This window comes from Streptomyces sp. NPDC056169 (genome assembly GCF_042268445.1).
GTDB lineage: Bacteria > Actinomycetota > Actinomycetes > Streptomycetales > Streptomycetaceae > Streptomyces.
Genome location: NZ_JBHJUO010000001.1, coordinates 472,070 through 494,232, shown reverse-complemented (window position 1 = coordinate 494,232; position 22,163 = coordinate 472,070). Strand labels below are relative to the sequence as shown.

At 72.8% G+C, this 22,163-nt stretch carries 14 protein-coding genes; 8 read left to right on the top strand and 6 right to left on the bottom strand.

All coding sequences use genetic code 11. The features are described 5' to 3' along the window. Nucleotides 1–9 precede the first annotated feature (9 nt). Nucleotides 10–7,272, bottom strand: coding sequence for a hypothetical protein (locus ACFC0G_RS02225; RefSeq protein WP_376395750.1), 7,263 nt, complete (start codon nt 7,270–7,272; stop codon nt 10–12). Nucleotides 7,273–7,700: 428 nt separating this feature from the next. On the opposite strand from ACFC0G_RS02225, the gene ACFC0G_RS02220 reads away from it, so the two are divergent. Then, on the top strand, nt 7,701–8,903 hold the full coding sequence (locus tag ACFC0G_RS02220; protein WP_376396154.1) for a Cmx/CmrA family chloramphenicol efflux MFS transporter: 1,203 nt from the start codon (nt 7,701–7,703) through the stop codon (nt 8,901–8,903). A 29-nt stretch (nt 8,904–8,932) separates the two neighbouring features. Next, a complete protein-coding gene (locus ACFC0G_RS02215) occupies nt 8,933–9,262 on the top strand; it encodes a putative quinol monooxygenase (protein ID WP_376395746.1) in 330 nt (109 codons plus the stop codon). 94 nt (nt 9,263–9,356) lie between these two features. Here the strand turns inward: ACFC0G_RS02215 and ACFC0G_RS02210 are convergent, their stop codons facing one another. Then, nucleotides 9,357–9,626 carry a DUF4031 domain-containing protein gene (locus ACFC0G_RS02210; RefSeq protein ID WP_376395744.1) on the bottom strand — a complete coding sequence of 90 codons (270 nt, stop codon included), beginning with the start codon at nt 9,624–9,626 and terminating at the stop codon, nt 9,357–9,359. A gap of 31 nt (nt 9,627–9,657) precedes the next feature. Then, entirely contained in the window at nt 9,658–10,014 is a 357-nt protein-coding gene (locus ACFC0G_RS02205) for a hypothetical protein (protein WP_376395741.1), read from the bottom strand. A gap of 112 nt (nt 10,015–10,126) precedes the next feature. On the opposite strand from ACFC0G_RS02205, the gene ACFC0G_RS02200 reads away from it, so the two are divergent. From ACFC0G_RS02200 to ACFC0G_RS02190, 3 genes are all read left to right on the top strand, one after another. After that, nucleotides 10,127–11,062 carry a MurR/RpiR family transcriptional regulator gene (locus ACFC0G_RS02200; protein WP_376395738.1) on the top strand — a complete coding sequence of 312 codons (936 nt, stop codon included), beginning with the start codon at nt 10,127–10,129 and terminating at the stop codon, nt 11,060–11,062. Between the two features lie 121 nt (nt 11,063–11,183). Further along, nucleotides 11,184–12,140 carry an N-acetylmuramic acid 6-phosphate etherase gene (gene murQ, locus ACFC0G_RS02195; RefSeq protein WP_376395735.1) on the top strand — a complete coding sequence of 319 codons (957 nt, stop codon included), beginning with the start codon at nt 11,184–11,186 and terminating at the stop codon, nt 12,138–12,140. 54 nt (nt 12,141–12,194) lie between these two features. Then, a complete protein-coding gene (locus ACFC0G_RS02190; RefSeq protein ID WP_376395732.1) occupies nt 12,195–13,712 on the top strand; it encodes a PTS transporter subunit EIIC in 1,518 nt (505 codons plus the stop codon). A gap of 78 nt (nt 13,713–13,790) precedes the next feature. Here the strand turns inward: ACFC0G_RS02190 and ACFC0G_RS02185 are convergent, their stop codons facing one another. After that, entirely contained in the window at nt 13,791–15,344 is a 1,554-nt protein-coding gene (locus ACFC0G_RS02185; protein ID WP_376395730.1) for an alpha/beta hydrolase, read from the bottom strand. Nucleotides 15,345–15,567: 223 nt separating this feature from the next. Here ACFC0G_RS02185 and ACFC0G_RS02180 point away from each other — a divergent pair, with 223 nt between their 5' ends. Then, nucleotides 15,568–16,503 (top strand): aldo/keto reductase, encoded by a 936-nt coding sequence (locus tag ACFC0G_RS02180; RefSeq protein ID WP_376395727.1) that lies wholly within the window; start codon nt 15,568–15,570, stop codon nt 16,501–16,503. 4 nt (nt 16,504–16,507) lie between these two features. Beyond that, a complete protein-coding gene (locus ACFC0G_RS02175) occupies nt 16,508–17,245 on the top strand; it encodes a transporter substrate-binding domain-containing protein (RefSeq protein ID WP_376395724.1) in 738 nt (245 codons plus the stop codon). Nucleotides 17,246–17,309: 64 nt separating this feature from the next. On the opposite strand, the gene ACFC0G_RS02170 is transcribed toward ACFC0G_RS02175, so the two are convergent. Next, nucleotides 17,310–20,513, bottom strand: a complete 3,204-nt coding sequence (locus ACFC0G_RS02170) for an FG-GAP-like repeat-containing protein (protein ID WP_376395721.1) — start codon at nt 20,511–20,513, stop codon at nt 17,310–17,312. A gap of 391 nt (nt 20,514–20,904) precedes the next feature. On the opposite strand from ACFC0G_RS02170, the gene ACFC0G_RS02165 reads away from it, so the two are divergent. Further along, on the top strand, nt 20,905–21,645 hold the full coding sequence (locus ACFC0G_RS02165) for a class I SAM-dependent methyltransferase (protein ID WP_376395718.1): 741 nt from the start codon (nt 20,905–20,907) through the stop codon (nt 21,643–21,645). A 42-nt stretch (nt 21,646–21,687) separates the two neighbouring features. On the opposite strand, the gene ACFC0G_RS02160 is transcribed toward ACFC0G_RS02165, so the two are convergent. After that, nucleotides 21,688–22,158 (bottom strand): SRPBCC domain-containing protein, encoded by a 471-nt coding sequence (locus tag ACFC0G_RS02160; RefSeq protein ID WP_376395715.1) that lies wholly within the window; start codon nt 22,156–22,158, stop codon nt 21,688–21,690. Between the last annotated feature and the right edge of the window lie 5 nt (nt 22,159–22,163).

The window sequence follows — 22,163 nt, the reverse complement described above, 5'->3', positions numbered from 1 at the left end:
CTGGTCCGACTACTTCGGGTACATGGTGATCGGGACACCGTAGACGGACACGACCACCTCGACGAGCTCCGTGTCGTCTCCGCCGGGCCTCTTCTTGCCGATCATCTTGCCGAGTCCCGGATCGAAGACGCAGACGCGGTTGTTCGCCACCGACTTCGACACCGTCCACTTGCCGGCGCACTTGACCGCCGCCATCAGGAAGACCGTCACGATGTCTCCGTCGGAGAGCGCGTTGTTCCAGATGCCCTTGTCAGGCTCGACCTTGTCACCGCCCTCGAAGTGGTACCTCCTGATGTTCTTCGTGAACGACGGGCCGATCACCACCGGCTCGCACAGATCCGGCATCGACGCCCAGTCGCCGAGATCCTTGGCCACGTCCTTCGGGTCGACGTAGTCGTCGGGGAAGAAGTCCTTCGGGTCGACGGGGGTGTCGTCCTTGTAGTCGTCCGGCCACCAGTCGTCGCTGGGACGGCTGCCGACGGTGCTGAACGACGACGCCTCGCCGGACGACGGAGTCCGGTAGAGAGCGGTGCTGTAGGAGCCGCTGCCGTACGACGCCGTGCTGGACGCCCGGGACTTCGGCTTGACCAGGCAGACCGGAGAGTTCTTGACCTTCTTCAGGAAGCCCTGGTACTTCTCGATCAGCTTCTTGGCGTACTTCGCCGCGTCGAAGAACTTGTCGAGCGCCATGCCGATCCGGTACAGCGCCTTCGCCACCGCGGGGATCTTCAGGACGGGGACGAGATACCCCGCCACGTCCACGAGCGCCCAGACACAGGCCTCGAAGTCCCAGGTGGACAGGCACTCCTTGATGTTGGCGAGACCGAACAGCTCAAGGAGGATCGCGCCGCCGTTGGCCTTGACCCACTCGACGATGTCCCCGCCGGCCAGGTCCCTGGCCGCCGTGTACTCGTCGACGCACGTCTGGCCGCACATCTGCATGAGCAGCTCTTCGATCGTCGGGGTCAGCTCCTGGCCGGTGACCAGGGAGCCGTCCTCGACGTGCTCGGCGCGCTGCTCCAGGAGGCGCTTGCGCTCCTCCTCCTCCGCCCGCTTGGCGGCCTCGTCGGCCTCCTTCGCGAGCGTGTGCGCGTTCGCCGCCGCGGTCTCGGCCGCGTCCGCGTCGCTCTCGGCCTGGGTGGCCGAGGAGCGGGCGGCCGCGGCGTCGTTCTCCGCCGAGGTCGCCGCCGCACGAGCACTGGAGGCATCCTTCTCCGCCTCCGTGGCCGCGCCGTCGGCCGCGACCGCGTCGCCCATCGCCGCGTTGGCGGCGGACGTCGCGGCCATGGCGTCGGAACCCGCCTGCATGGCGTAGCCGTCGGCCCGCTTGGCGGCGGCCTGAGCGGCCTTGGCCGCCTTGGCAGCCTCCACCGCCGCGGCCTGGGCGCGCTTCACGGCCTTCGCCGCTCGCTCCGCGTCCTTGGCCGCCGCCGCTGCCGCCTGGGCGGCCAGCTTGTCGTCGGCCGCGGCCTGGTCGGCGAGACGCTGGGCCTCCGCCGAGTACGCCGCCGCCTGGACGGCCTTGGCCTCGGCGGCCTTGGCCTGCTGCTCCGAGAGGGTCAGCGCGCTCTGGCCGGTGAGGACCGCGAAGCCCGCCGACGCGTCGGTCTCCTGGTACGGAGAGCCGATGGCGATGGCGTCCTTGGCCGGCTTGACGGCCTGGTTCGCGGTGTCCCGCGCCGCGCTCGCCGCCTGGGCGACGGCGTACGCGTGACCGGCCGTCTTCGCCGCCCACTCGGCGGTCAGGACCGCCTCGGTGTGCGCGGCCGCGGCCTCCTGCTTCGCGACGGCCGCGGCGGCCGACGCCTTCCTGGACTCCGCCTCGGCGTTCCGCGCGTTCTGCGCCGCCCCCTCGGAGGCGTCGATCGCCGTGGCAGCGGCCGCGTGGGCGGCAGCCGCCGAACCCATCGCGGTCGCGTACGCGGCCCAAGCGCCGTCGGCAGCCGCCTTGGAACGGTCCGCGGCACCCTTGGCCCGGGTAGCGGCCGCACGGGAGTCGACCGCTGCGGTCGTCGCCTCGTTCGCCGCCGCACGGGCGTTGGTCGCGGCGGTGGTCGCCGTGTTGGCGGCGGCACGCGCCTCGGTCGCCAACTGCCGGGTCTCGGTGGCGGCTTCGGTGCCCTCGGCGGCGGCAGCCGCAGCTTCGAGGGCCGCGGCCCTGGAGTCCGCCGCCCTCTTGGTGCGCTCCGCCTCGACGGCGCGGTCACGGGCCAGCCTGGCCTGCTCCTCCGACGCCTCCGCGTCGGCCCGCTTGAGCGCGGCCCCGTCGGCGGCGGTCGTCGCGTCGGAGCGGGCGGAGGCGGCCTTGCCCTTCTCCTCCTGCGCTCGGGCCTCGGCCGCACTGGCCTTGTCCCGCTCGTGCTCCGCGGTGGCCCGGTGGGCGGCCGCGTTGGCGCGCTCCAGCTCGGCCTCGGCGCGCTTGGCCTGGGCCGTGGCGGCCGCCTGCTTGGCCTCCTGCTCCTCCTTCTCCGCCGTGGCCTTGGCCTCCTGGGCGATCTTCAGCTTCGCCTCGGCCTCGGCCGCCTGCTCGTCCGCGCTGTCCGCCGCGGCCTTCGCCTGGGCGGCGGCCTCCTGGGCGGCGATACGACGGAACTCGGTGTTCACCGCGTGCGCCTGGGTCTGCGCCAGGGCCAGCAGCGTCTGGGACGTCGCGACCGTGGCGTTCGCCGCGTTCAGCGCCGTCTCCGTCGCCTTCGCGGCGGCCGTGGCGGCCGCGCCGGAGGCGCGGGCGACCTGGACCGACTGCTGGGCGTACATCAGGCCACGGCCGCGCGGCACCTCGGAGGCGTCCGCGATCGTCCACGCGTCCTGCTGGGCGGTCACCGCGCGCTGGGAGGCGGCGGTGGCCAGAGCGGCCTGGTCCTTGGCCTTGGTGACGAGCGCCTGGACCTTGCCGCGGGCCTTGGTGAGGTCCGTGTTGGCCTGGTCGAACAGCGCCTGCTTCGGCTTCAGGATGTGGTTCGGGTCGCGTGCGAGCTGGTCGTGCCAGTACTTCTGCCAGAGCAGGATCTGCTCCGCGCGCCACGCCTGGCCGATGGCCTCGACCATGTTGTCGGTGGCGGCCTTCGTCGCCGCGGCGGCGTCGGCCTCCGCGCGCATGATCAGCCCGCGCTGCGTGTTCTGCCCGGCGTACTCCGCCTCCCACTCGGCCGAGGCCTGCGAGACGACCTCGCTGAGGGCGTTGCGCGGGTCCACGGGGTCGCCGTGGTTGCACGTCGCCCACGCCTGCTTGAGGTTCTCGACCTCGACGCGGAACTCTGGCGTGCCGTCGGTGACCTTCTTGGCGGGGAAGCCGCCGTGCCGCAGGTAGGTGGCGATGTCGGTGGAGGTGGTGCCCCCGTAGAACATGGTGTTGGTCGGGCTGGCGCCGCGCAGCAGGGAGTCCGCCGCGAAGTCGTGCCAGTCGTCCTTGCCACGGTTCTGCTCGGTGACGGCCTTCGCCTGGGCGATCGCCTCGGCGCTGGGGTTGGTGTGCGCGTCCCAGCCGAGACGCGCGGACAGCTTCGGCTGCGAGGAGTACGTGAACGCCATGATCTCGGCGCCGAACTGAGGTGCGTGCAGCGTGATCTCGTCGCTGAACGAACTCATCGCGTACGGGCGGTTGGCGTCCTCAAGGACGGCCTTGCGCGCCGCGATGGCGTCGATGTACTCGTAAGCGGCGTTCTTGTCCTGGGAGTTGGCCTGCCCCAGCGGCGTGAAGGAGATCCACGTGAGGTCGCCCATGGCGGCGTGCAGCTGCGCGTTGCCCCCGGTCAGGCCGTCGATGGCCACGGCCTTCGTCCTGGCGCCGCCCGCGTGCAGGGCGACACCGGTGATGCAGCGCTCCAGACGCGGGGTGGAACGGACGGCGCTGATGACGGACGTCAGCTCGTTGAGCCGGCGCAGCGCGTCGTCGGCGTCGCGGAAGATCTTCCGCATGCCGTCGGAGACCTTCTCGATCGCCACCGCGAGCGCGGGTATACGACCGACGATCACCGAGGACGACGGGATGTCCACGAGAGCCCAGAGGCAGTCGTCGACGTCACTCGACGCGAGGCAGTCCTTGGCCTTGGCGGCGTCGAGCTGCTCGAAGAGGATCTGCCCGCCGTTGGCGGTCGCCCAGTCGACGACGTTCACGGAGACGGCCGCGAGGCCCTTCCGGTAGTCGTCGACACAGGTCTGGCCGCAGTTGTCGAGGAGGATCTTCTCCTCGCGCTCACCCAGCGCGGGCCAGTTGGAGGCGCCGCCCTTGATGGGGGTGGTGCCCTCCTCCAGTGCCTCCTGGTGCGCGGCCTCGTTCTTCTCGCGCTGCTCGCGCTCGATCTTCTTCGCGGCCTCCTCGGCGGCCGAGCTGTCGCCCGCCGCGTCGGTCGCCTTGTCCTCGGCGTCCTTGGCGTCCTTCTCCGACTCGGCCGCCTTGCGCGCGGCCTCCTCGGCGGCCTCGGAGGACCGGCCGGCCTTCTCGTTCGCCTCGGCGGCGTGCCGCTCGGCGTCGGTCGCCTCGCGCTCGGCCTCGGCGGCGATGCCGCTCACCGCACCGGCGGTGGTGCGGGCACTGACGGCGTCGTTCCCGGCCTGCTCGGCGTGGCCCGCGGCGGCGTCGGAGGCGTCCTTCGCGCCCTTCTGGGCGTCGGTGGCCTGCGCGGCGGCTCCCTGGGCGCGGGTGACGGCCTCGACGGCACGCGCCGAATCGCTCGCCGCGCGGGCGGCGGCCTCGGCGGCGAGCTTCGCGTCGCCCGTGGCCTGCGCGGCGGTCTGCTGCGCGGACTCCGCGGCGGCGGCAGCGGCGGTGGCCTTCGCCTCTGCGGCGGCGACCTGCTGCTCGGCGGCCGTCTTCGACGACTGCCCGGACAGTACGGCGAAGGCCGCCGCGCTGTCCTTCTCCTGGTACGGGGTACCGGCGGAGACGGCCGCGTCGGCCGCGGCGATGGCCGCCGTGGCACTGTCACGTGCTGCCAGGGCTGCCTGACCGGCCGCGTAGGCACGGCCGACCACGGTCGCGGCCGACTTCACGGCCTCCGTGGCGCTGGTCCCGGCGGCGACCGACTCCTCCTGGGCCTTCTTGGCCAGCTCGGTCGCGTTCTCCGAAGCCGTCGCCGCGTTGTCCGCGCGGATCGCGGCGTCCTGCGACGCGTCGAGGGCGGTGGCCGCGGCGGCGTGCGCCGTGGAAGCCTCGCCCTGGGAGGCGTAGTACGCGGACCAGGCCGTGTCGGCACTGGCCTGGGCGCGCTCGGCGGCGCCCTCCGCGGTGGTGGCGGCGGTGCGCGCGGTGACGGCGGCCGTGGTGGCCGTGTCCGCGGCGGTCTGGGCGGCGGTCGCGGCCTGAGCGGCCTGGTTCGCGGCCGTACGGGCGTTGGTGGCCGCGGTCCGGGTCTCGGTGGCGGCGGCGCTGCCCTCGGCGGCGGTGGCGGCGGCCTCAAGGGCGGCGGCGCGGGCCGCGGTGGCCTGCTTCGCCTGGAGTGCGGCGATCGCCTTCTCGCGTGCGCCCTGCGCGGCCTTCGCCTTCTCGTCGGAGACCTTGCGCTTCGCCGTCGCGTCGGCGGACGCCGTCCCGGCGGCCGTACCCGCGCTCGTGGCGGTGGTCTGCTGCGCGGCGGCGCGTTCCTCGGCCGCCTTGGCCTTGGCGCGCTCGGTGGCGGCCTTGGTGCGGGAGGCGGTCGCGGTGGCCTGCTCCGCCTGCGCCTTGGCCCGCTCGGCGGCGGCCGTCTCGGCGGCGGTCTTCGCCTTGTCGCGCTTCTGCTCGGCCGTCGTGCGCGCGGCCTTCGCCGTGTTCGCGCTCTCCGTGGCGGCCGTGGCGTTCGCCTCGGCACTGTCCGCGGCGACCTTCGCCTGCGCGGCGGCCTCCTCGGCGGCGACCCGGCGGAACTCGGTGTCGATCGCGCGCGACTCCGTCTGCGCCTTGGCCAGCAGCGCGGCGCTGGTGGCCGCCGTGGCGTTGGCGGAGGCGAGGGTGGTCTCGGTCGCCTTCGTCGCGGCGGCGGCAGCGGCAGCGGAGGCACGGGCCACCTGCACGGACTGCTGTGCGTACATCAGACCCCGGCCGCGCGGCACGTGGGCCGTGTCGGCGACGGCCCAGGCAGCCTGCTGCGCGGTCACGGCCGCCTGGGCGGCGGTGGCGGCCTTGGCCGACTGGGCCTTGGCCGATGCGACGAGGGCGGCGACGTTGCCCCGGTAGCGGGCGAGGTCCGCGTCGGACCTGTCGAACGCGGCCTTGTCCGGCTCGTCGCTGAAGTAGCCGGGCCACTTGGCGATGGTGTCGCGCCAGTACTTCTGCCACTTCAGGATCTGGTCGGCGAGCCAGGCCTGTCCGAGGGCCTCGATCAGGTCGTCGGTGGCCTCGCGGGCCGCCGCCGAGGAGTCGGCCTCCGCGCGCACGATGACGGCGCGCTGGCCGGCCTGACCGGCGTACTCCAGCTCCCACTCCAGCATCGCGCTGATGAGCGGCTGGTTGAGCTTGCGGGACGGGTCCCACGGGTTCTGGTAGTCGCAGGCGGCCCAGGCCTGCTTCATGTCCTCGACCTCGACCCGGTACTCGGGCGAGTCCTTGGCGGGCTCCACGGTCGGGAAGCCGCCGCGCTTGAGGTAGGCCGCGATGTCGCTGGAGGTGCGGGCGCTGTTGCCGACGTTGCTGTAGTTGAGCAGGGAGTTCGCGGCCCAGTCGTGGAGCGCGTCCTTGCCCTTGTTCTCCTCGGCGAGGACCTTCACGCGCTCCAGCGCCTCGGCGCTGGGCTTGCTGATGTCGATCTCGCCGACGCGATAGCCGAGTTCGATCTGCGTGGTCGTGGTGAAGTGCGTGACGTCCGCACCGAACTCCGGCGCGTACCGGGTCAGGCCGGCGCCGGACGATGCGGACCTGTAGTAGCTCTCGTTGGCGGTGGCGAGCGCGTCATTGCGCTCGGTGACCATGTTGCGGTAGACGTACGCCGCCTCCTTGTCGGCCTTGGAGGCCGCGACCAGGGGGCTGTCGTAGAACCATTCGCTGGCCACTGCGACGTCTCTGAGCTGCTGATCCGTGCCGGTCAGGCCCTCGATGGCCTTGGCCTTCGCCAGGGAACCGCCGACGTGCAGCGCCAGGGCGGCGATGCAGCGGTCACGCCGCCGGTCACTGCCGATGGTGCTGCGGTACTGGGTGAGGTCGTCGGTCTCGGGCTCGGTGTCGGCGGCGACCGGGACCGCCTGGATCATGCCCATGAGGACGGCTGATGCCGTCAGGAGGGCGGTGGTACCGACGGCCCTGGTCAGGGCCGACCGTCTGCGACGCCGGCGTCTGCCGGGGTCTCTGAGCAAAGACATGTCCCGCCTTGCAATCTCGCGATCGTTCGGCAGCGCCCGGACGTGGGCAAGACAGACGTGGGCATGACAGAACAGCGATCGACCACTCCGGACACACTCCCCCGGAACAGCCGCCGGCACGCTCGCCCCCCACGAACCGGCGCTACCGCTTGCTCCGCGACGATGCCACGCGCGGCACCCTCACGTGAAGATCAATTAACCCTCACCAAAGCCCCATACGGGCACGAAGGAAGATAAAACGACCGGCTAGTTGATCATGTTGTTACCGACCGTAAGCCGGCACCACGGAGGCACGCGTCTCGCATCGCAAGACATTCCCCACACCAGGAATGACAGGCACAAAATCCAGGTTCACGCATGTCATGCCCTCCCTCTCCGCCGAAGGCGCCAACCCCGCCACCCACACCCCCAGCCCCACCCCCACCCGCATGCCCCTGGCCGTCTACATCCTCGGGCTCTCCGTCTTCGCACTCGGCACGAGCGAGTTCATGCTCTCGGGACTCCTCCCGCCCATCGCGGAGGACATGAACGTCTCCATCCCCCGCGCCGGACTCCTCATCTCGGCCTTCGCGATCGGCATGGTCGTCGGCGCACCCCTGCTCGCCGTCGCCACCCTCCGGCTGCCCCGCAAGACGACCCTGATCGCCCTCATCACGGTCTTCGGCCTCGGCCAGATAGCGGGCGCCCTCGCCCCCAACTACGCCGTCCTCTTCGCCTCGCGCGTCATCAGCGCCCTCGCCTGCGCCGGGTTCTGGGCGGTCGGCGCGGCCGTCGCCATCGCCATGGTCCCGGTGAGCTCGCGCGCCCGCGCCATGGCGGTCATGATCGGCGGCCTCTCCATCGCCAACGTCCTCGGCGTCCCCGCCGGCGCCTTCCTCGGCGAGCACCTGGGCTGGCGCTCCGCGTTCTGGGCGGTCGCCGCCGCCTCCGTGATCGCCCTCGTCGGCGTCCTCACCCGCATCCCCCGCATCCCCCTGCCCGAGACGAAGCCCCGCCTCAAGCAGGAGGTGGCCATCTACCGCGACCGGCAGGTCCTGATCCAGGTCGCGATCGTCGCGCTCGCCGCCGGCGGCGTCTTCTGCGCCTTCTCCTACCTGGCCCCGCTCCTCACGGACGTCGCCGGACTCGACGAGAGCTGGGTCTCCGGCGTCCTCGCGCTCTTCGGCATCGGCGCCGTCATCGGTACGGCGATCGGCGGCCGGGTGGCCGACGCCCACCTCTTCGGCGTCCTGCTCACCGGCATCACCGCCTCCACCGTCTTCCTGGTCGCCCTGGCGTTCCTGGCGTCCAGCCCGGTGGCGGCGATCGTCCTCGCCTTCCTCCTCGGCGTCTCCGCCTTCTACACGGCCCCGGCCCTCAACGCCCGCATGTTCAACGTCGCCGGCGCCGCCCCCACCCTCGCCGGTGCGACGACCACCGCGGCGTTCAACCTCGGCAACACCGGCGGCCCCTGGCTCGGCGGCACCGTCATCGACGCGGGCCTCGGCTTCGCCTCCCCGGCCTGGGCGGGCGCGGCGATGACGGCCGTGGCCCTCGGCGCGACGGCCCTGGCGCTGAAGCTCCAGAAGTCCCCGTCTCGCGTGGTGACTTCGGGCGCGGTGCGGGAGCAGAAGGTCGTATCGTCCCGCTGACGTTCCGCACTCACCCACGGGGGGAATCCGTGAGCACAGACAGCACCACCACCGGGACCGACACCACCACCGCCATCACTCTCATCGCGCGGCTCAAGGCCGCGCCCGGCAAGGAGCAGGCCGTACGGGAGCAGGCGCTCGCGCTGGTCGCGCCGACGCTCGCCGAGCCCGGATGCCTGTCGTACCGGCCGTACGAGGACCCGCTGGAGCCCGGCTCCTGGATCGTCGTCGAGGAGTGGACGGACCGCGGCGCCTTCGAGGCGCACCTGCGGAGCCCGCACCTCGCGGCGGCGATGGCGGCCGGCCCGGAGCTCCTGAGCGGCCCGCCGGAGGAGACCGTGCTCGTACGAGCCGTCTGAGGCGTTACGGGGCGGGCGGGCACTCCCGAGGCGCGACGAGCCGACCCGGGCGCTTCCGAGGCGTTACGGGGCCGGGCCGGGCGCTTCCGGGGCGTTACGGCGCCGGGCGGCTCTTCGGTCGGCGCAGGCCCGCCTCCGTGAGGCGGCGCAGCAGCTCCTTGGAGCCGACCTCGACCGCCCCGCCCGCCACCGCGTCCGCGTACCGCTCCGACGGAATGTCGTAGTGGTCCCGCTCGAAGGCGCGGGGCGGGGCGCCTATCGAGGCGGCGAAGGCGTGGAGCTCCTCGAAGGAGACGTCGCTGACCAGGTGCGACCACATGCGCCCGTGGCCGGGCCAGGTCGGCGGGTCGATGTAGAGGCTCACGCGCCGGCCCCCTCGCTCCCGCTCCGCCCCGTCACGTCAGGCCGCCCACCGGGGCCACCACCACGCCCTGCTTGCCGCAGACCCAGTGCGGGTCCGGGCCCAGCTCCGGCTCCACGTCGAGGGCGTGCGGGTCGCCCGCGGAGCAGACCGGGCAGAGCGGCCAGCGTCCGTACCGTTCGAGGAGGGCGTCCTGGACGTCCTGGGCGACGAGCCCCGCGACGTACGTCACGCCCTCGGGCCACTGCTCGACCCACCAGCGCCGGTGGGTCACCGCGTCCTCCACCATCGACACGACCTCGGCGGCGGCCACCTCTCGGGCCACCAGGTCGGCCAGTACCAGCGCGCGAGCGGCGTGCAGCGCCTGCTCCACCGGGTCGATCTCGTCCATGGACTCATTGTCACCCGGCGCGGGGAAAGGACGAAGGTCCCGTCCGCATCCGGGACCGATCTGGGACCGATGGGGTCTTGTCGGCCCACCCGGCCGAAAGTATCTTTCAGATGTGACCAATGACGTGAAGGAAAGTTTCACGAGCGACGCGCCCGCCGCGCCCGCCGCGCCTCCCGCACCCGCCGCCCTCGCGGCCAAGGTGCGGACGCTCGCACCCTCCATGACCCGCTCGATGCAGCGGGTCGCCGAAGCCGTCGCCGGAGACCCGGCCGGCTGCGCCGCCCTCACGGTCACCGGCCTCGCCGAGCTCACCGGCACCAGCGAGGCGACCGTCGTCCGCACCGCCCGGCTCCTCGGCTACCCCGGCTACCGCGACCTGCGCCTCGCCCTCGCCGGCCTCGCCGCGCAGCAGCAGTCCGGCCGCGCGCCCGCCGTCACCGCCGACATCGCCGTCGACGACCCCGTGGCCGACGTCGTCGCCAAGCTCGCCTACGACGAGCAGCAGACCCTCGCCGACACCGCCGCCGGGCTCGACACCGTCCAGCTCGGCGCCGCCGTCGCCGCCCTCGCGACCGCCCGCCGCATCGACATCTACGGCGTCGGCGCCTCCGGCCTCGTCGCCCAGGACCTCGGCCAGAAACTGCTCCGCATCGGCCTGATCGCCCACGCCCACAGCGACCCGCACCTCGCCGTCACCAACGCCGTGCAGCTCCGCTCCGGCGACGTCGCCATCGCCATCACGCACTCCGGCTCCACCGGCGACGTCATAGAACCGCTGCGGGTCGCCTTCGACCACGGCGCCACCACGGTCGCGATCACCGGCCGCCCGGACGGCCCGGTCACGCAGTACGCCGACCACGTCCTGACCACCTCGACCGCCCGCGAGAGCGAACTGCGCCCCGCGGCCATGTCGTCCCGCACCAGCCAACTCCTGGTCGTGGACTGCCTGTTCACCTGCGTCACCCAGCGTACGTACGAGACCGCGGCCCCTGCCCTCGCCGCCTCGTACGAAGCCCTCGCGCACCGGCACTCACCCCGGACTCGCTGACCCACCACCCGACCGCCCGACCGCCCGACCGCCCGACCGCCCGACCGCCCGACCGCCCGCCGAGCGTCACACGTCGACCGCCAACGACGCCGACGACGTCCACGCACCGAAAGAGCCGCACATGTCCACTTCCACTCCTTCCACCACCTCCGCCACGTACTCCGAGCTCCGCGCCCAGCTGGCCACCCTCACCACCGAGGCGTTCCGTCCCGAGCTCGCCGAGATCGACCGGCTCCCGACCCTGGAGATCGCCCGGACCATGAACGGCGAGGACCAGACCGTCCCCGCCGCCGTCGCCCGCCAGCTCCCCGCCATCGCCGCCGCGATCGACGCCACCGCCGAGCGCATGGCCCGCGGCGGCCGCCTGATCTACATGGGCGCCGGCACCGCCGGCCGCCTCGGCGTCCTCGACGCCAGCGAGTGCCCGCCCACCTTCAACACCGACCCCTCCCGGGTCGTCGGCCTGATCGCGGGCGGCCCCTCCGCCATGGTCCAGGCCGTCGAAGGCGCCGAGGACTCCAAGGAGCTCGCGCGGGAGGACCTGACCGCGCTCCGGCTCACCGCCGACGACACGGTGGTCGGCATCTCCGCCTCCGGCCGCACCCCGTACGCCATCGGCGCCGTCGAGCACGCCCGCACCCTCGGCGCGCTGACGATCGGCCTGTCCTGCAACGCGGACAGCGCGCTCGCCGCCGCCGCCGAGCACGGCATCGAGGTCGTCCCGGGCCCCGAGCTCCTCACCGGCTCCACCCGGCTCAAAGCCGGCACCGCCCAGAAGCTCGTCCTCAACATGATCTCGACCATCACGATGATCCGCCTCGGCAAGACCTACGGAAACCTGATGGTCGACGTCCGCGCCTCCAACGAGAAGCTCCAGGCCCGCTCGCGGCGGATCGTCGCCCTGGCCACCGGCGCGCCGGACGAGCAGATCGAGGCCGCCCTCACCGCCGCCGACGGGGAGGTGAAGAACGCGATCCTCATGATCCTCGCCGACATCGACGCCCCCACGGCCGCCCGGCGCCTCACCGGCTCCCAGGGTCACCTGCGTGCGGCGCTTCACGCGACGACCACCACCTGACCCGACCGCGCCCCGGGTTCTCCCCCACCCCCGCACAGCAAGGCCCTCCGCACCATGAGCAATGACGACAAGAACCGCGCCATCGCCGCCGCGATCCTCCCCCTCGTCGGCGGCGCCGAGAACATCTCCTCGGTCGCCCACTGCATGACCCGCCTCCGGCTGGGCCTGCGTGACCGCTCCCTCGTCCAGGACGAGGCCCTCAAGGCCCTGCCGTCCGTGATGGGTGTGGTGGAGGACGACACGTACCAGATCGTCCTCGGCCCCGGCACCGTCGCCCGCGTGACCCCCGAGCTTGAAGCCCTGGTGGCCGCCGCCCCTCAGCCCGTCCACACGGCCGAGGACCTCGCCGCCCAGGGCGCCGCCCTCAAGGCCGCGCAGAAGCAGAAGAACGCCACCCCGTTCAAGCTGTTCCTGCGCCGGATCGCGAACATCTTCGTCCCGCTGATCCCCGCCCTCATCGGCTGCGGCATCATCGCCGGCCTCAACGGCCTGCTGATCAACCTCGGCTGGCTGCCCGGCGTCACCCCCGCCCTCGCCGCGATGGCCAGCGGCTTCATGGCGCTCATCGCGGTCTTCGTCGGCTACAACACCGCCAAGGAGTTCGGCGGCACCGCCATCCTCGGCGGCGCGGTCGCCGCGATCATCGTCTTCCCCGGCGTCGCCAAGATCGAGGCCTTCGGCCAGACGCTCTCCCCCGGCCAGGGCGGCGTGCTCGGCGCACTGGGCGCGGCGATCCTCGCGGTGTACGTGGAGAAGTGGTGCCGCCGCTGGGTCCCCGAGGCCCTCGACGTCCTCGTCACCCCCACCCTGACCGTCCTCATCTCCGGTCTGGTCACCATCTTCGGGCTGATGTTCGTCGCCGGTGAGATCTCCACCGCGATCGGCGAGTTCGCCAACTGGCTCCTCGCCCACGCCGGCGCCGGAGCCGGTCTCCTCCTCGGCGGCCTGTTCCTCCCGCTCGTCATGCTCGGCCTGCACCAGGCCCTCATCCCCATCCACACCACCCTCATCGAGCAGCAGGGCTACACCGTCCTGCTGCCGATCCTCGCGATGGCGGGCGCGGGCCAGGTCGGCGCGGCCATGGCCGTCTACCTCAAGCTCCCCCGCAACGGCTCGATCCGCCGCACGATCAAGTCCGCGCTCCCCGCCGGCTTCCTCGGCGTCGGCGAGCCGCTGATCTACGGCGTCTCGCTCCCCCTCGGGCGCCCTTTCATCACGGCCTGCATCGGCGGCGCGTTCGGCGGCGGCTTCATCGGCCTCTTCAGCATGCTGGGCGAGTCCGTCGGCTCCACCGCCATCGGCCCGTCGGGCTGGGCGCTCTTCCCGCTCCTCGACGGCAACAAGGGCCTCGGCGAGACGATCGCCATCTACGCGGGCGGCCTCCTCGTCGGCTACGCCGTCGGATTCGTCGCCACCTACTTCTGGGGCTTCAGCAAGGAACTCCTGGAGGAGTTCAACGTCGACACGGAGACGGCGGCAGACGCGGAGGTGACGGTGGCAGCAGGCACACCGACCACGCCCCCGACCACGACGACCCCGACCACCCCGGAACCGGAACCGGCAAAGGTCTGACACCCCCGCACCACACAAGGGGAGGGCCCGGCGGCACAAGCCGCCGGGCCCTCCCCTCTCCCTCTCCCTCTCACCCCGTCACCGGCAGAGAACGTCCTCCGACGGCCGCACGCCCTCGGTCAGATAGCGGGTCACCGCCGCGTCCCCGCACGCGTTGCCGTTGCCCAGGTAGACCCCGTGCCCGCCGTGGTCGACCGAGACGAGACGCGCCCGCTCACCGAGCGCCGCCCGCATCCGCAGCCCGTTGGCGTACGGCGTCGACGGGTCGCGCAGGTTCTGGATCATCAGGATGTCGGACGGCCCCCGGTCGGTGATGCGGACGGGCTTCTCCACCGCACCGCCCTTCCAGAAGGAGCAGGGGGTGATGTTCGCCGGCATCCCGGCCGTCAGCGGGAACCGCTTCCGGTCCTTCGCCACGGCCCGCTCGTGCGCCGGCACGGACGCGGGCCAGTTCACGTCGTTGCAGATGACGCCCACGGTGATGGCCGCGGCGTCGTCCGGCATCGCGCCCGCCAGCTCACGCGGCAGCACCGGCTCGCCCTGCGGGTCGAGCGCCTCCGTCACCAGCTGCGCGAAGGACGGGAAGAACCCGTCGGAGTAGAGGGCGAGCTGGAGCGCCTGGAGCAGCATCGCCCCCGTCAGCGGCGGCCCGGCCTTCACGGGCTCGCCCGGCGCACCCGGCAGCACGGAGGCGTGCGGCTCCCGGTCGAGCCGGCCCGCCAGCTCCAGGACCACCGCCCGTACGTCCTCGGGCCGCTCCGCGAGCCGCAGCCCCTGGTCCGCCCGGTCGGGGTGCGCCGCCCAGGCGGCGAAGTCCGGGAACCGGTCCTCGGCGCCCTGCGCCATGCCCTCCAGCCAGCCGCGGGCGACGCGCTTCGGGTCGGGGTCGTTGCTGCTGTCGAGAACCCAGCGGTCGGTCCGGTGCGGATACTTCTCCGCGTACGCGGCCGCCACGTACGTCCCGTACGACACGCCCCACGCCGACAGCTTCCGCTCGCCGAGCGCCTTCCTCAACTGCTCCAGGTCCCGCACCTGGTTGGCGGTGGTCAGCCCGCGCAGCATGGCGCCCCCGTTCCGGGCGCACGCCTCGGCGACCCGCCGGGACCGGGCGACGTTCTCCTCGATCCCCCCGTCGGCACCCGGCCACGACCGCAGCGTCATCATCCACCGGTCGCCCTCGTCGAGCCCGCAATGCGCCTTGGCGGAGCCGCCGATGCCCCGCGGGTCGAAGGCCACGAGGTCGTACGCCCCGTCCATCTCCTTCGCCAGGGCGGCACCCTTCTGCGCCAGCCGCTGCACCCCGGAGCTGCCGGGCCCGCCGGGGATCACCATCAGGGTCCCGCGCCGCGCCTCGGGCCGCGTGCTGGGCAGTCGGGAGACGGCGAGCCCGATCCGCTCCCCGTCGGGGTCGGCGTAGTCCAGGGGTACGGAGAGGGTGGCGCACCGCTGCCCGGGCAGCGGCCGCACGGCCGGGGCGCAGTCGCCCCACGCCAGCCCGCCGCCGCCGGCCGCCGAGGCGGCCCCCGAGGCGGAGGCGGCGGCCGCCCCGGCACCTCCGGTGAGAGCGGCACCGGCGACGGCGGCGGCGGAGAGGGCGAGGAGGAGCGTCTTGCGTCCACGGTTCGTTGTCATGCGCACAGCCTCGCGAATCGGCGGCCGCGGCCCCATCCGGCAGGCACGCGAGTCGGGGGTGGGGCCAACCCCCGCCCGGACAGGCAGGGTTGCCCGGAGGCACGAGCACACACGGAACCCTCCTCCACCTCCCGAGCACCCGAGCCCGCGAACCCCCGAACCCCCAAGCCCCCGGCAAAGAACCCGCTGGCGCCGACGCGGCAGCCGGGAGATCATCCCCGCCATGACCACCACCAGTACGGCCACGACACCCCACGCCTCCGCCGCCGGCACCTGGCTCCTCGGCGGCGACCTCGCCGTCAACCGGGTCGGGTTCGGCGCGATGCGGCTGCCCCAGCGCGGCGAGGCCCTCGTCGAGAACGCCGTACCGAGGGACCGCGCGGAGGCGATCGCCGTCCTGCGCAGGGCCGTCGAGCTCGGTGTGAACCACATCGACACGGCGGCCTTCTACTTCTCGCCGCTCCGCTCCGCGAACGAGCTGATCAACAGCGCCCTCGGCGGCCCGTACCCCGACGACCTCGTCATCGCCACCAAGGTCGGCCCCGGTCGCGACACCTCCGGCGCCTGGAGCGAGCACGCCCGCACCCCCGCCGCGCTGCGCGCGCAGGTCGAGGAGAACCTGCGCCAGCTCGGCCGCGACCACCTCGACGTCGTCAACCTCCGTGTCCTCGGCACCGATTCGATCGCCGAACGCTTCGGCGCCCTCGCCGAACTCCGCGAGGCGGGCCTCATCCGCCACCTCGGCCTCTCCAACATCACCCCCGCCCACCTCGCCGAGGCGCAGGCCATCGCGCCCGTCGTCTGCGTGCAGAACATGTACGGGATCGGGGTCCGCCCCGAGTACGAGGACTTCGTCCGGCGCTGCGGCGAACAGGGCATCGCCTTCGTCCCCTTCTACGCGATCGCCGGCGCGGGCCGCCAGACCGGAGCGACCTCCCCCGAGAGCCCCGAGGTCCTCGCCGTCGCCGAGGCCCACGGCGCGAGCGCCGCCCAGGTCCGCATCGCCTGGACCCTCCACCAGGGCCCCCACCTGCTCGCCATCCCCGGCACCGGCGACCCCGCCCACCTCACGGCCAACATCGAGGCCGGCGCCCTCCACCTCACCCCCGAGGACCTGACCCTCCTGAACGCCCTCCACCGCACACCTGAGGCAGGGTGACCCCATGACGACCACACCGCCGAACCCCGCCCACCCGTCCACCATCGCCGCCGACCTGGCCCCCACCGGCGTCCTCCGCGCCTCGATCAACCTGGGGAACCCGGTCCTCGCGCAGGGCACCCCCGACGCGCCCTCGGGCATCACGGTGGACCTGGCGCGCGAGATCGGCGCGCGCCTGGCGCTCCCCGTCGAGCTGCTCTGCTTCGACGCGGCGCGGAAGTCGTTCGAGGCGATGGCGGAAGGCCGGGCCGACCTCTGCTTCCTGGCCGTGGACCCGGCGCGCGAGAAGGAGGTCGCGTTCACCTCCCCGTACGTCGTCATCGAGGGCGTGTACGCCGTGCCGCGCGGGTCGGCCCTCACGACCGTCGAGGAGGTGGACGCCCCCGGCGTCCGGATCGGCGTCAAGCAGGGGTCGGCGTACGACCTGTTCCTCACTCGTTCCCTCACCCACGCGACCGTCGTCCGGGGCGAGGAGGGCGTCGACGTGTTCCGCGCCGAGGGCCTGGAGGCGGGCGCGGGCATCCGGCAGCCGATGACCGCGTACGCCGCCGCGCACGAGGACGACGTGCGACTGGTCGAAGGCCGCTTCATGGAGATCCGCCAGGCCGTCGGAACGACCGTCGACCGCCGCCCCGAGACCGTCGCCTTCCTCCGCGACACCGTGGAGGAACTGAAGGCGAACGGCTTCGTCACCGCCTCCCTCCACCGAGCGAACCAGGACCCGACCCTCCTGGCCCCCTGAGCCCCGCACGCGAGAAGGGCCCGGCCATGACGGCCGGGCCCTTCGCGGTGCGACTGCGCCAAGGTCAGTACAGACCCTTGAACCCGTTCCATCCGCTGGAGCCGATGACCGCGCGCGTGCCGTAGAGCCCGTTGCCGGTCCCCTTGTACGCGTACAGCCGGCCCGCCGTGTCACGGGCGACGAGATCCGCGCGGCCGTCGCCGGACAGGTCGCCGACGCCGACGAGCGAGGAGTAACCGCCCCAGCCGCCACCGACCTTCACCCGAGCGGTGACCCCGCCGGTCGCCGTGCCGTAGTACCGCCACAGCACACCGGCGGCGTCGACACCGAGCAGGTCACCCCGCCCGTCGCCGTTGAGGTCCCCCGCACCGACGATCTTCTTGTACAGCTTCCAGTTGGTGCCGATCCGGACGCGGGCCTTGACCCGGTGGTCGACCGTCCCGCCGTAGAAGTACACGTCACCGGTCGAGGCCTGACGTGCGACCAGGTCCGCGTACCCGTCACCGTTCACGTCACCCGGCGAGGTCAGCACGTCGTACTGGCCCCAGCCCGAACCGACGACCGTGTACGGCGAGGAGGCGGAGAGCACCTTCCCGCAGCCCGGCCGGTACGCCCGCAGCTGGTCGCCCACGCGGACGTACGCGTCCGCGCACCGGTCGCCGTTCAGGTCGCCCGTCGGCACGAACAGCGACGACGTCGCGAACTTCGTCCCCGTACCGGCGATCCGCGCCGAGACCGCGCCCGTCCCGGTCCCCCGGTACATCGACACGAGCCCGGTCGTGTCCATCACCAGCAGGTCACCGAACCCGTCGTCCCCGGCGAGGTCCCGCCACACGGCGGCACCGCCGGTCACGGAGAGGTTCCCGGACTGGACGAGGTCGGCGCCCTGGCCGTCGGCGGCCTTGGCCGTCAGGGTCCAGGAGTACGCCCCGTTCGCGACGGTCCGGCCCGTCGCGTCCTTGCCGTCCCACGTGGAAGCGACCAGACCGCGGGCCTCGCCGCCCGTCAGGGTGCGGACGATCTTGCCGGTCGCCTTGTGCCTGAGCGCCAGGGACCAGGAAGCGGCGGGCTTGGACAGCCACCAACGCGGCTTCCAGGTGCCGGACTTGAGGTTGACGGACGCCGTCGCGTCCGTGTCGATGGCCGCGATCCGGGAGGCCGGGACACCGGACGGGACGACGCGCACCAGGCGGTCGTCACCGGTGAAGGCGACGTGCCCGCCGAAGCGGTCGACCGTCCAGCCCGCGCGGCGGGTGGTGTTCGCACCGAGCTGGGCGGGGGTCGCCACCACGCGCTGCGGCAGGTCGGTGATCTTCCCGCTGCCGGGGATCCCGTTGTGCAGGTCGACCAGGGTGAGGCCGGCGCCGGCCGAGCGGGAGACGAGGTAGTCGTCACCGAGGAGCACGTCGTCCGAACCGAGGCTCATGAAGCGCTTGGTGGACCGGTCGTACAGGCCGCCGCCGCGGACGTCCCACGAATCGTCCTGGCACTTCCAGTACACCCAGCGGCCCACGGCCTGAAGGTCGGTGGGCTCACAGCGGTTGGTCGTCGTGAACGACGCTCCCGCCGTTCCCGCCGGAAGAGTCTTGGACGTGACGGTGTTCGAGTCCTTCGTGGCGCTCCACAGCGTGTTGCCCCAGAGGGCCGACGCGACCGGCTCCCGCTTCTGGAGCACGGCACCGGAGTCGGTACCGCGGAACTCGACGATCGCCTGGGCCCCTCCCGAGGCCTGGTTCACGACACCGAAACGGCCGGACAGGTCGACGAGCTGGGGGCTGCTGAGCCCGGTCGTCAGCCTCGGGCCCCAGGTGGCGGAGCCGTTCCGGTGGAGCACGGTCATGTCCTGCTCGGTGCCCGCCTTGCGCCCGTGGTGTCCGTCACCGCTCGCGAACATGGAGACGCAGTAGACGAGCCATGTGGGACTGCAGTCGTCGTCCCGGCCCGACGTCAGGCCGTCGACGGTCGAGCGCAGCTCCTCGGGCCGTCCCGAGGTCTTCAGCCAGGTGCTCCGGTACCCACCGATGTAGGTGCCGGGGTTGTAGAGGTTCGAGTCGTCGGCCGTGGTGAGGATGCCGCTGCCGAGGGAGATCCCGGCGGGCTTGGCCTCCATGTCCTCGATGTCCGCGAGGCGCTTGCGGGTGACGGTGCCGTCGGCGGCCTCGCTGAAGAGGTAGTACCCCCAGTCGAGCGCGCCGTAGGTGGTGTTCTGCTCCGCGCCGGCCACCAGGAGCGACCCGTCGGGCGTGCGACGCACCGAGGGGGAGGCCACGGCCAGGAGGGAGTTCCAGCTCCCCGCGGCATCGCGCAGGACGAGATGGTTGCCCCGGTACCCGCCGTCGTTGCCGGGGCTGGGCGGGGTCACGGTGACGAAGGCGTCGCCGAGAGGCCGGACGACGTCGTCGTAGGAGGCGACGTCCCGCAGGTCGAGGGTGGTCGGGGCCGCGTCCAGGTCGTCGCGGCGGTACACCTGGGCCTCACTGCCGGACGGGGCGCCGAGGTGGAAGACGGTGTCCTTGTCGAAGGAGACGCTCTCGCCCTGGGTGGACAGGGCCTTCACGCTCCCGCTCGCGAGATCGACGACCCACCACCCCTGGGACATCATGCTGTTCTCCCACTTGATGCCACGGACCGCGACGGACCGTGCGTCGCCCTCGCTGATGGAGAGGTTCCAGCCCTCGGGCAGGCCCTCCAGCTTCTGCTCCCTGACCCCGCCGGCCTCCGGGTGGAGGAGGTGCAGGCTGGTGACGGCACTCTCGGTGCCGGTCCGGGTGACGACGGTGTCGCCGTACGTCGCGACGTACGTCTGGCCCTCCGGGATCGGGACCTCGATCGTCGCGCCGCCGCCGGCCCGCTGCTGGAGCGTCACGTGCGGGGCCGGGGTCTCCGAGTGGACGGCCACGGTGTCGGAGCCGTGTCCGAAGTCCGCCGGGTACTCGGTGAAGCGGTACTCGTCGACGTCGTACGAGAGCGACTTCGGCAGACGGTGGTCGAGGACGGTGGACCGACCCGTCGCGTAGTCGATCCAGCGCAGCCGGTCGTCGCCCTCCTGTGCGGTCAGGAAGCCGGTCTCACCGGCGTTCAGGACGATGGTGGCGCGGGGCACGAAGCGCGCGCCCGGACTGACGACGACGGCCTCGCCGGTCTTGCCGGGCGTCTCGGCCACCGCCCCCACGGTGGTGCCGGCACCGGCCGTCACCGCGAGGCCGACGGTAAGCGCGATGCGGCCGAGCGCACGGCGGCGCGGCCGTCGATCCAACGGATTGATCACGTAGAAGTCCCTCCCCAGGGCATACGACGCGGGGAAGGGGTCTCATGATCTCGCCTCTCGTTCCCCGCGCGAGCAGGCCGACACTAGCAGAGGCGAGTGGCGACGGAAACGCGTTTTCGAACCCGTTCAACCCGGTCGGTCCGGCTCGGCCCGTGACGCCGAGTCGCGCGGGAATCCCGTACGGAAACCGGTCCGGGCGATGCCCTGGAAGGCCTCTTCCCGGGGCTGGGGAGGGCCCGAGGAGGCCCTGCGGGGCCGGCCCGCCCCGCAGGGTCACGACGGGGCCCCCAGGGTCACGGAGCAACCCTCCAGCGGATCCGCACACCACCGCTGACCTGGGCTTATACCCCTCCGGCCCCTATCCTGGAGATCGACTCGGAGGGGGATCCACATGGACCTGAACAACCGTGACATCCGCACCGTCGAGGACGTCCTGCGTCTGCTCGACGGACTCTTCGCGCCCGGTGCCGACCGGTGGACGGAGGGCGGGGCCGACTGGTGGGACGGCTTCTACGCCGATCGCGACAAGCCGGTGCCGTTCTTCGTGCCGAAGCCGGACGAGAACCTCGTCTCGTACGTCGAGCAGGGCCTGCTCCCGGCCGGCGGGCGCGTGCTCGACCTCGGGTGCGGGCCCGGGCGGAACAGCCTGTACCTCGCGTCGCTCGGGTACGCGGTGGACGCCGTCGACCTCTCCGCCACCGCCATCGCCTGGGCGGAGGAACGAGCCCGCGAGGCCGGCGCGAAGGGCGTGCGGTTCGTGTGTGGCGACGCCTTCACCGCAGCCTTGGACGGCCCGTACGACCTCGTCTACGACTCCGGCTGCTTCCACCACCTGCCCCCGCACCGCCGCGTCAGCTACCTCGCGCTCCTCGACCGCGTCCTCGCGCCCGGCGGGCACTTCGCGCTCACCGCGTTCGCCGCCGGGGAGGGCGGCATGGGTTCCGAGCTGCCGGACGCCGACTTCTACCGGCAGGGGAAGCTGGACGGCGGCCTCGCCTACACCGACACCGAACTGCGCACGCTCTTCGCCGACCTGACGGAGATCGACGTCCGCCGCATGCGCGACGAAGCCCCCACCTCCCCGCACTTCGGCGAGTCCTTCCTCTGGACGGCCCTCTTCCGTCACCGCTGACGGGACGGGGGCGGGGGCAGGGGCAGAGGCAGAGGCGGGCCCTCACATCGTCCGTACGTGCTCCGCCAGGCGGTCGTACTGCTCCCTGACCCCCGCCTCCATGCCCGCCGCCAGCGCCTGGTCCCTGATCTCGTTCGACGGCCAGAGCGAGGTGCTGGTCAGGGCCGTGCCGCCGTCCGGGGTCGCGTCGAACGTGAGGGTGACGCGGACCGGGCCGGCGTCCGGCATCTGCTCGAAGAACTCCGTGTAGTCGAGCCGCTCGGCCGGGACGACCTCCTCGTACGTGCCGGAGAAGACGATCTCCTGGCCGTCCGGGGCGGTCTGGCCCCAGCGCCAGGCGCCACCCACCCGCAGGTCGATGTCGACGACCGTCGTGGTCAGTCCGGAGACGCCGTACCACCCGCGCACGTGCTCGGGGCGCGTCCACGCCTCCCAGAGCCGGCCCGGCGGAGCGTCGAAGGTCCGCGTGATGACCAGTTCGCGGTCGGCGGGTGTCGTCAGCAGGGTGACCATGGGCT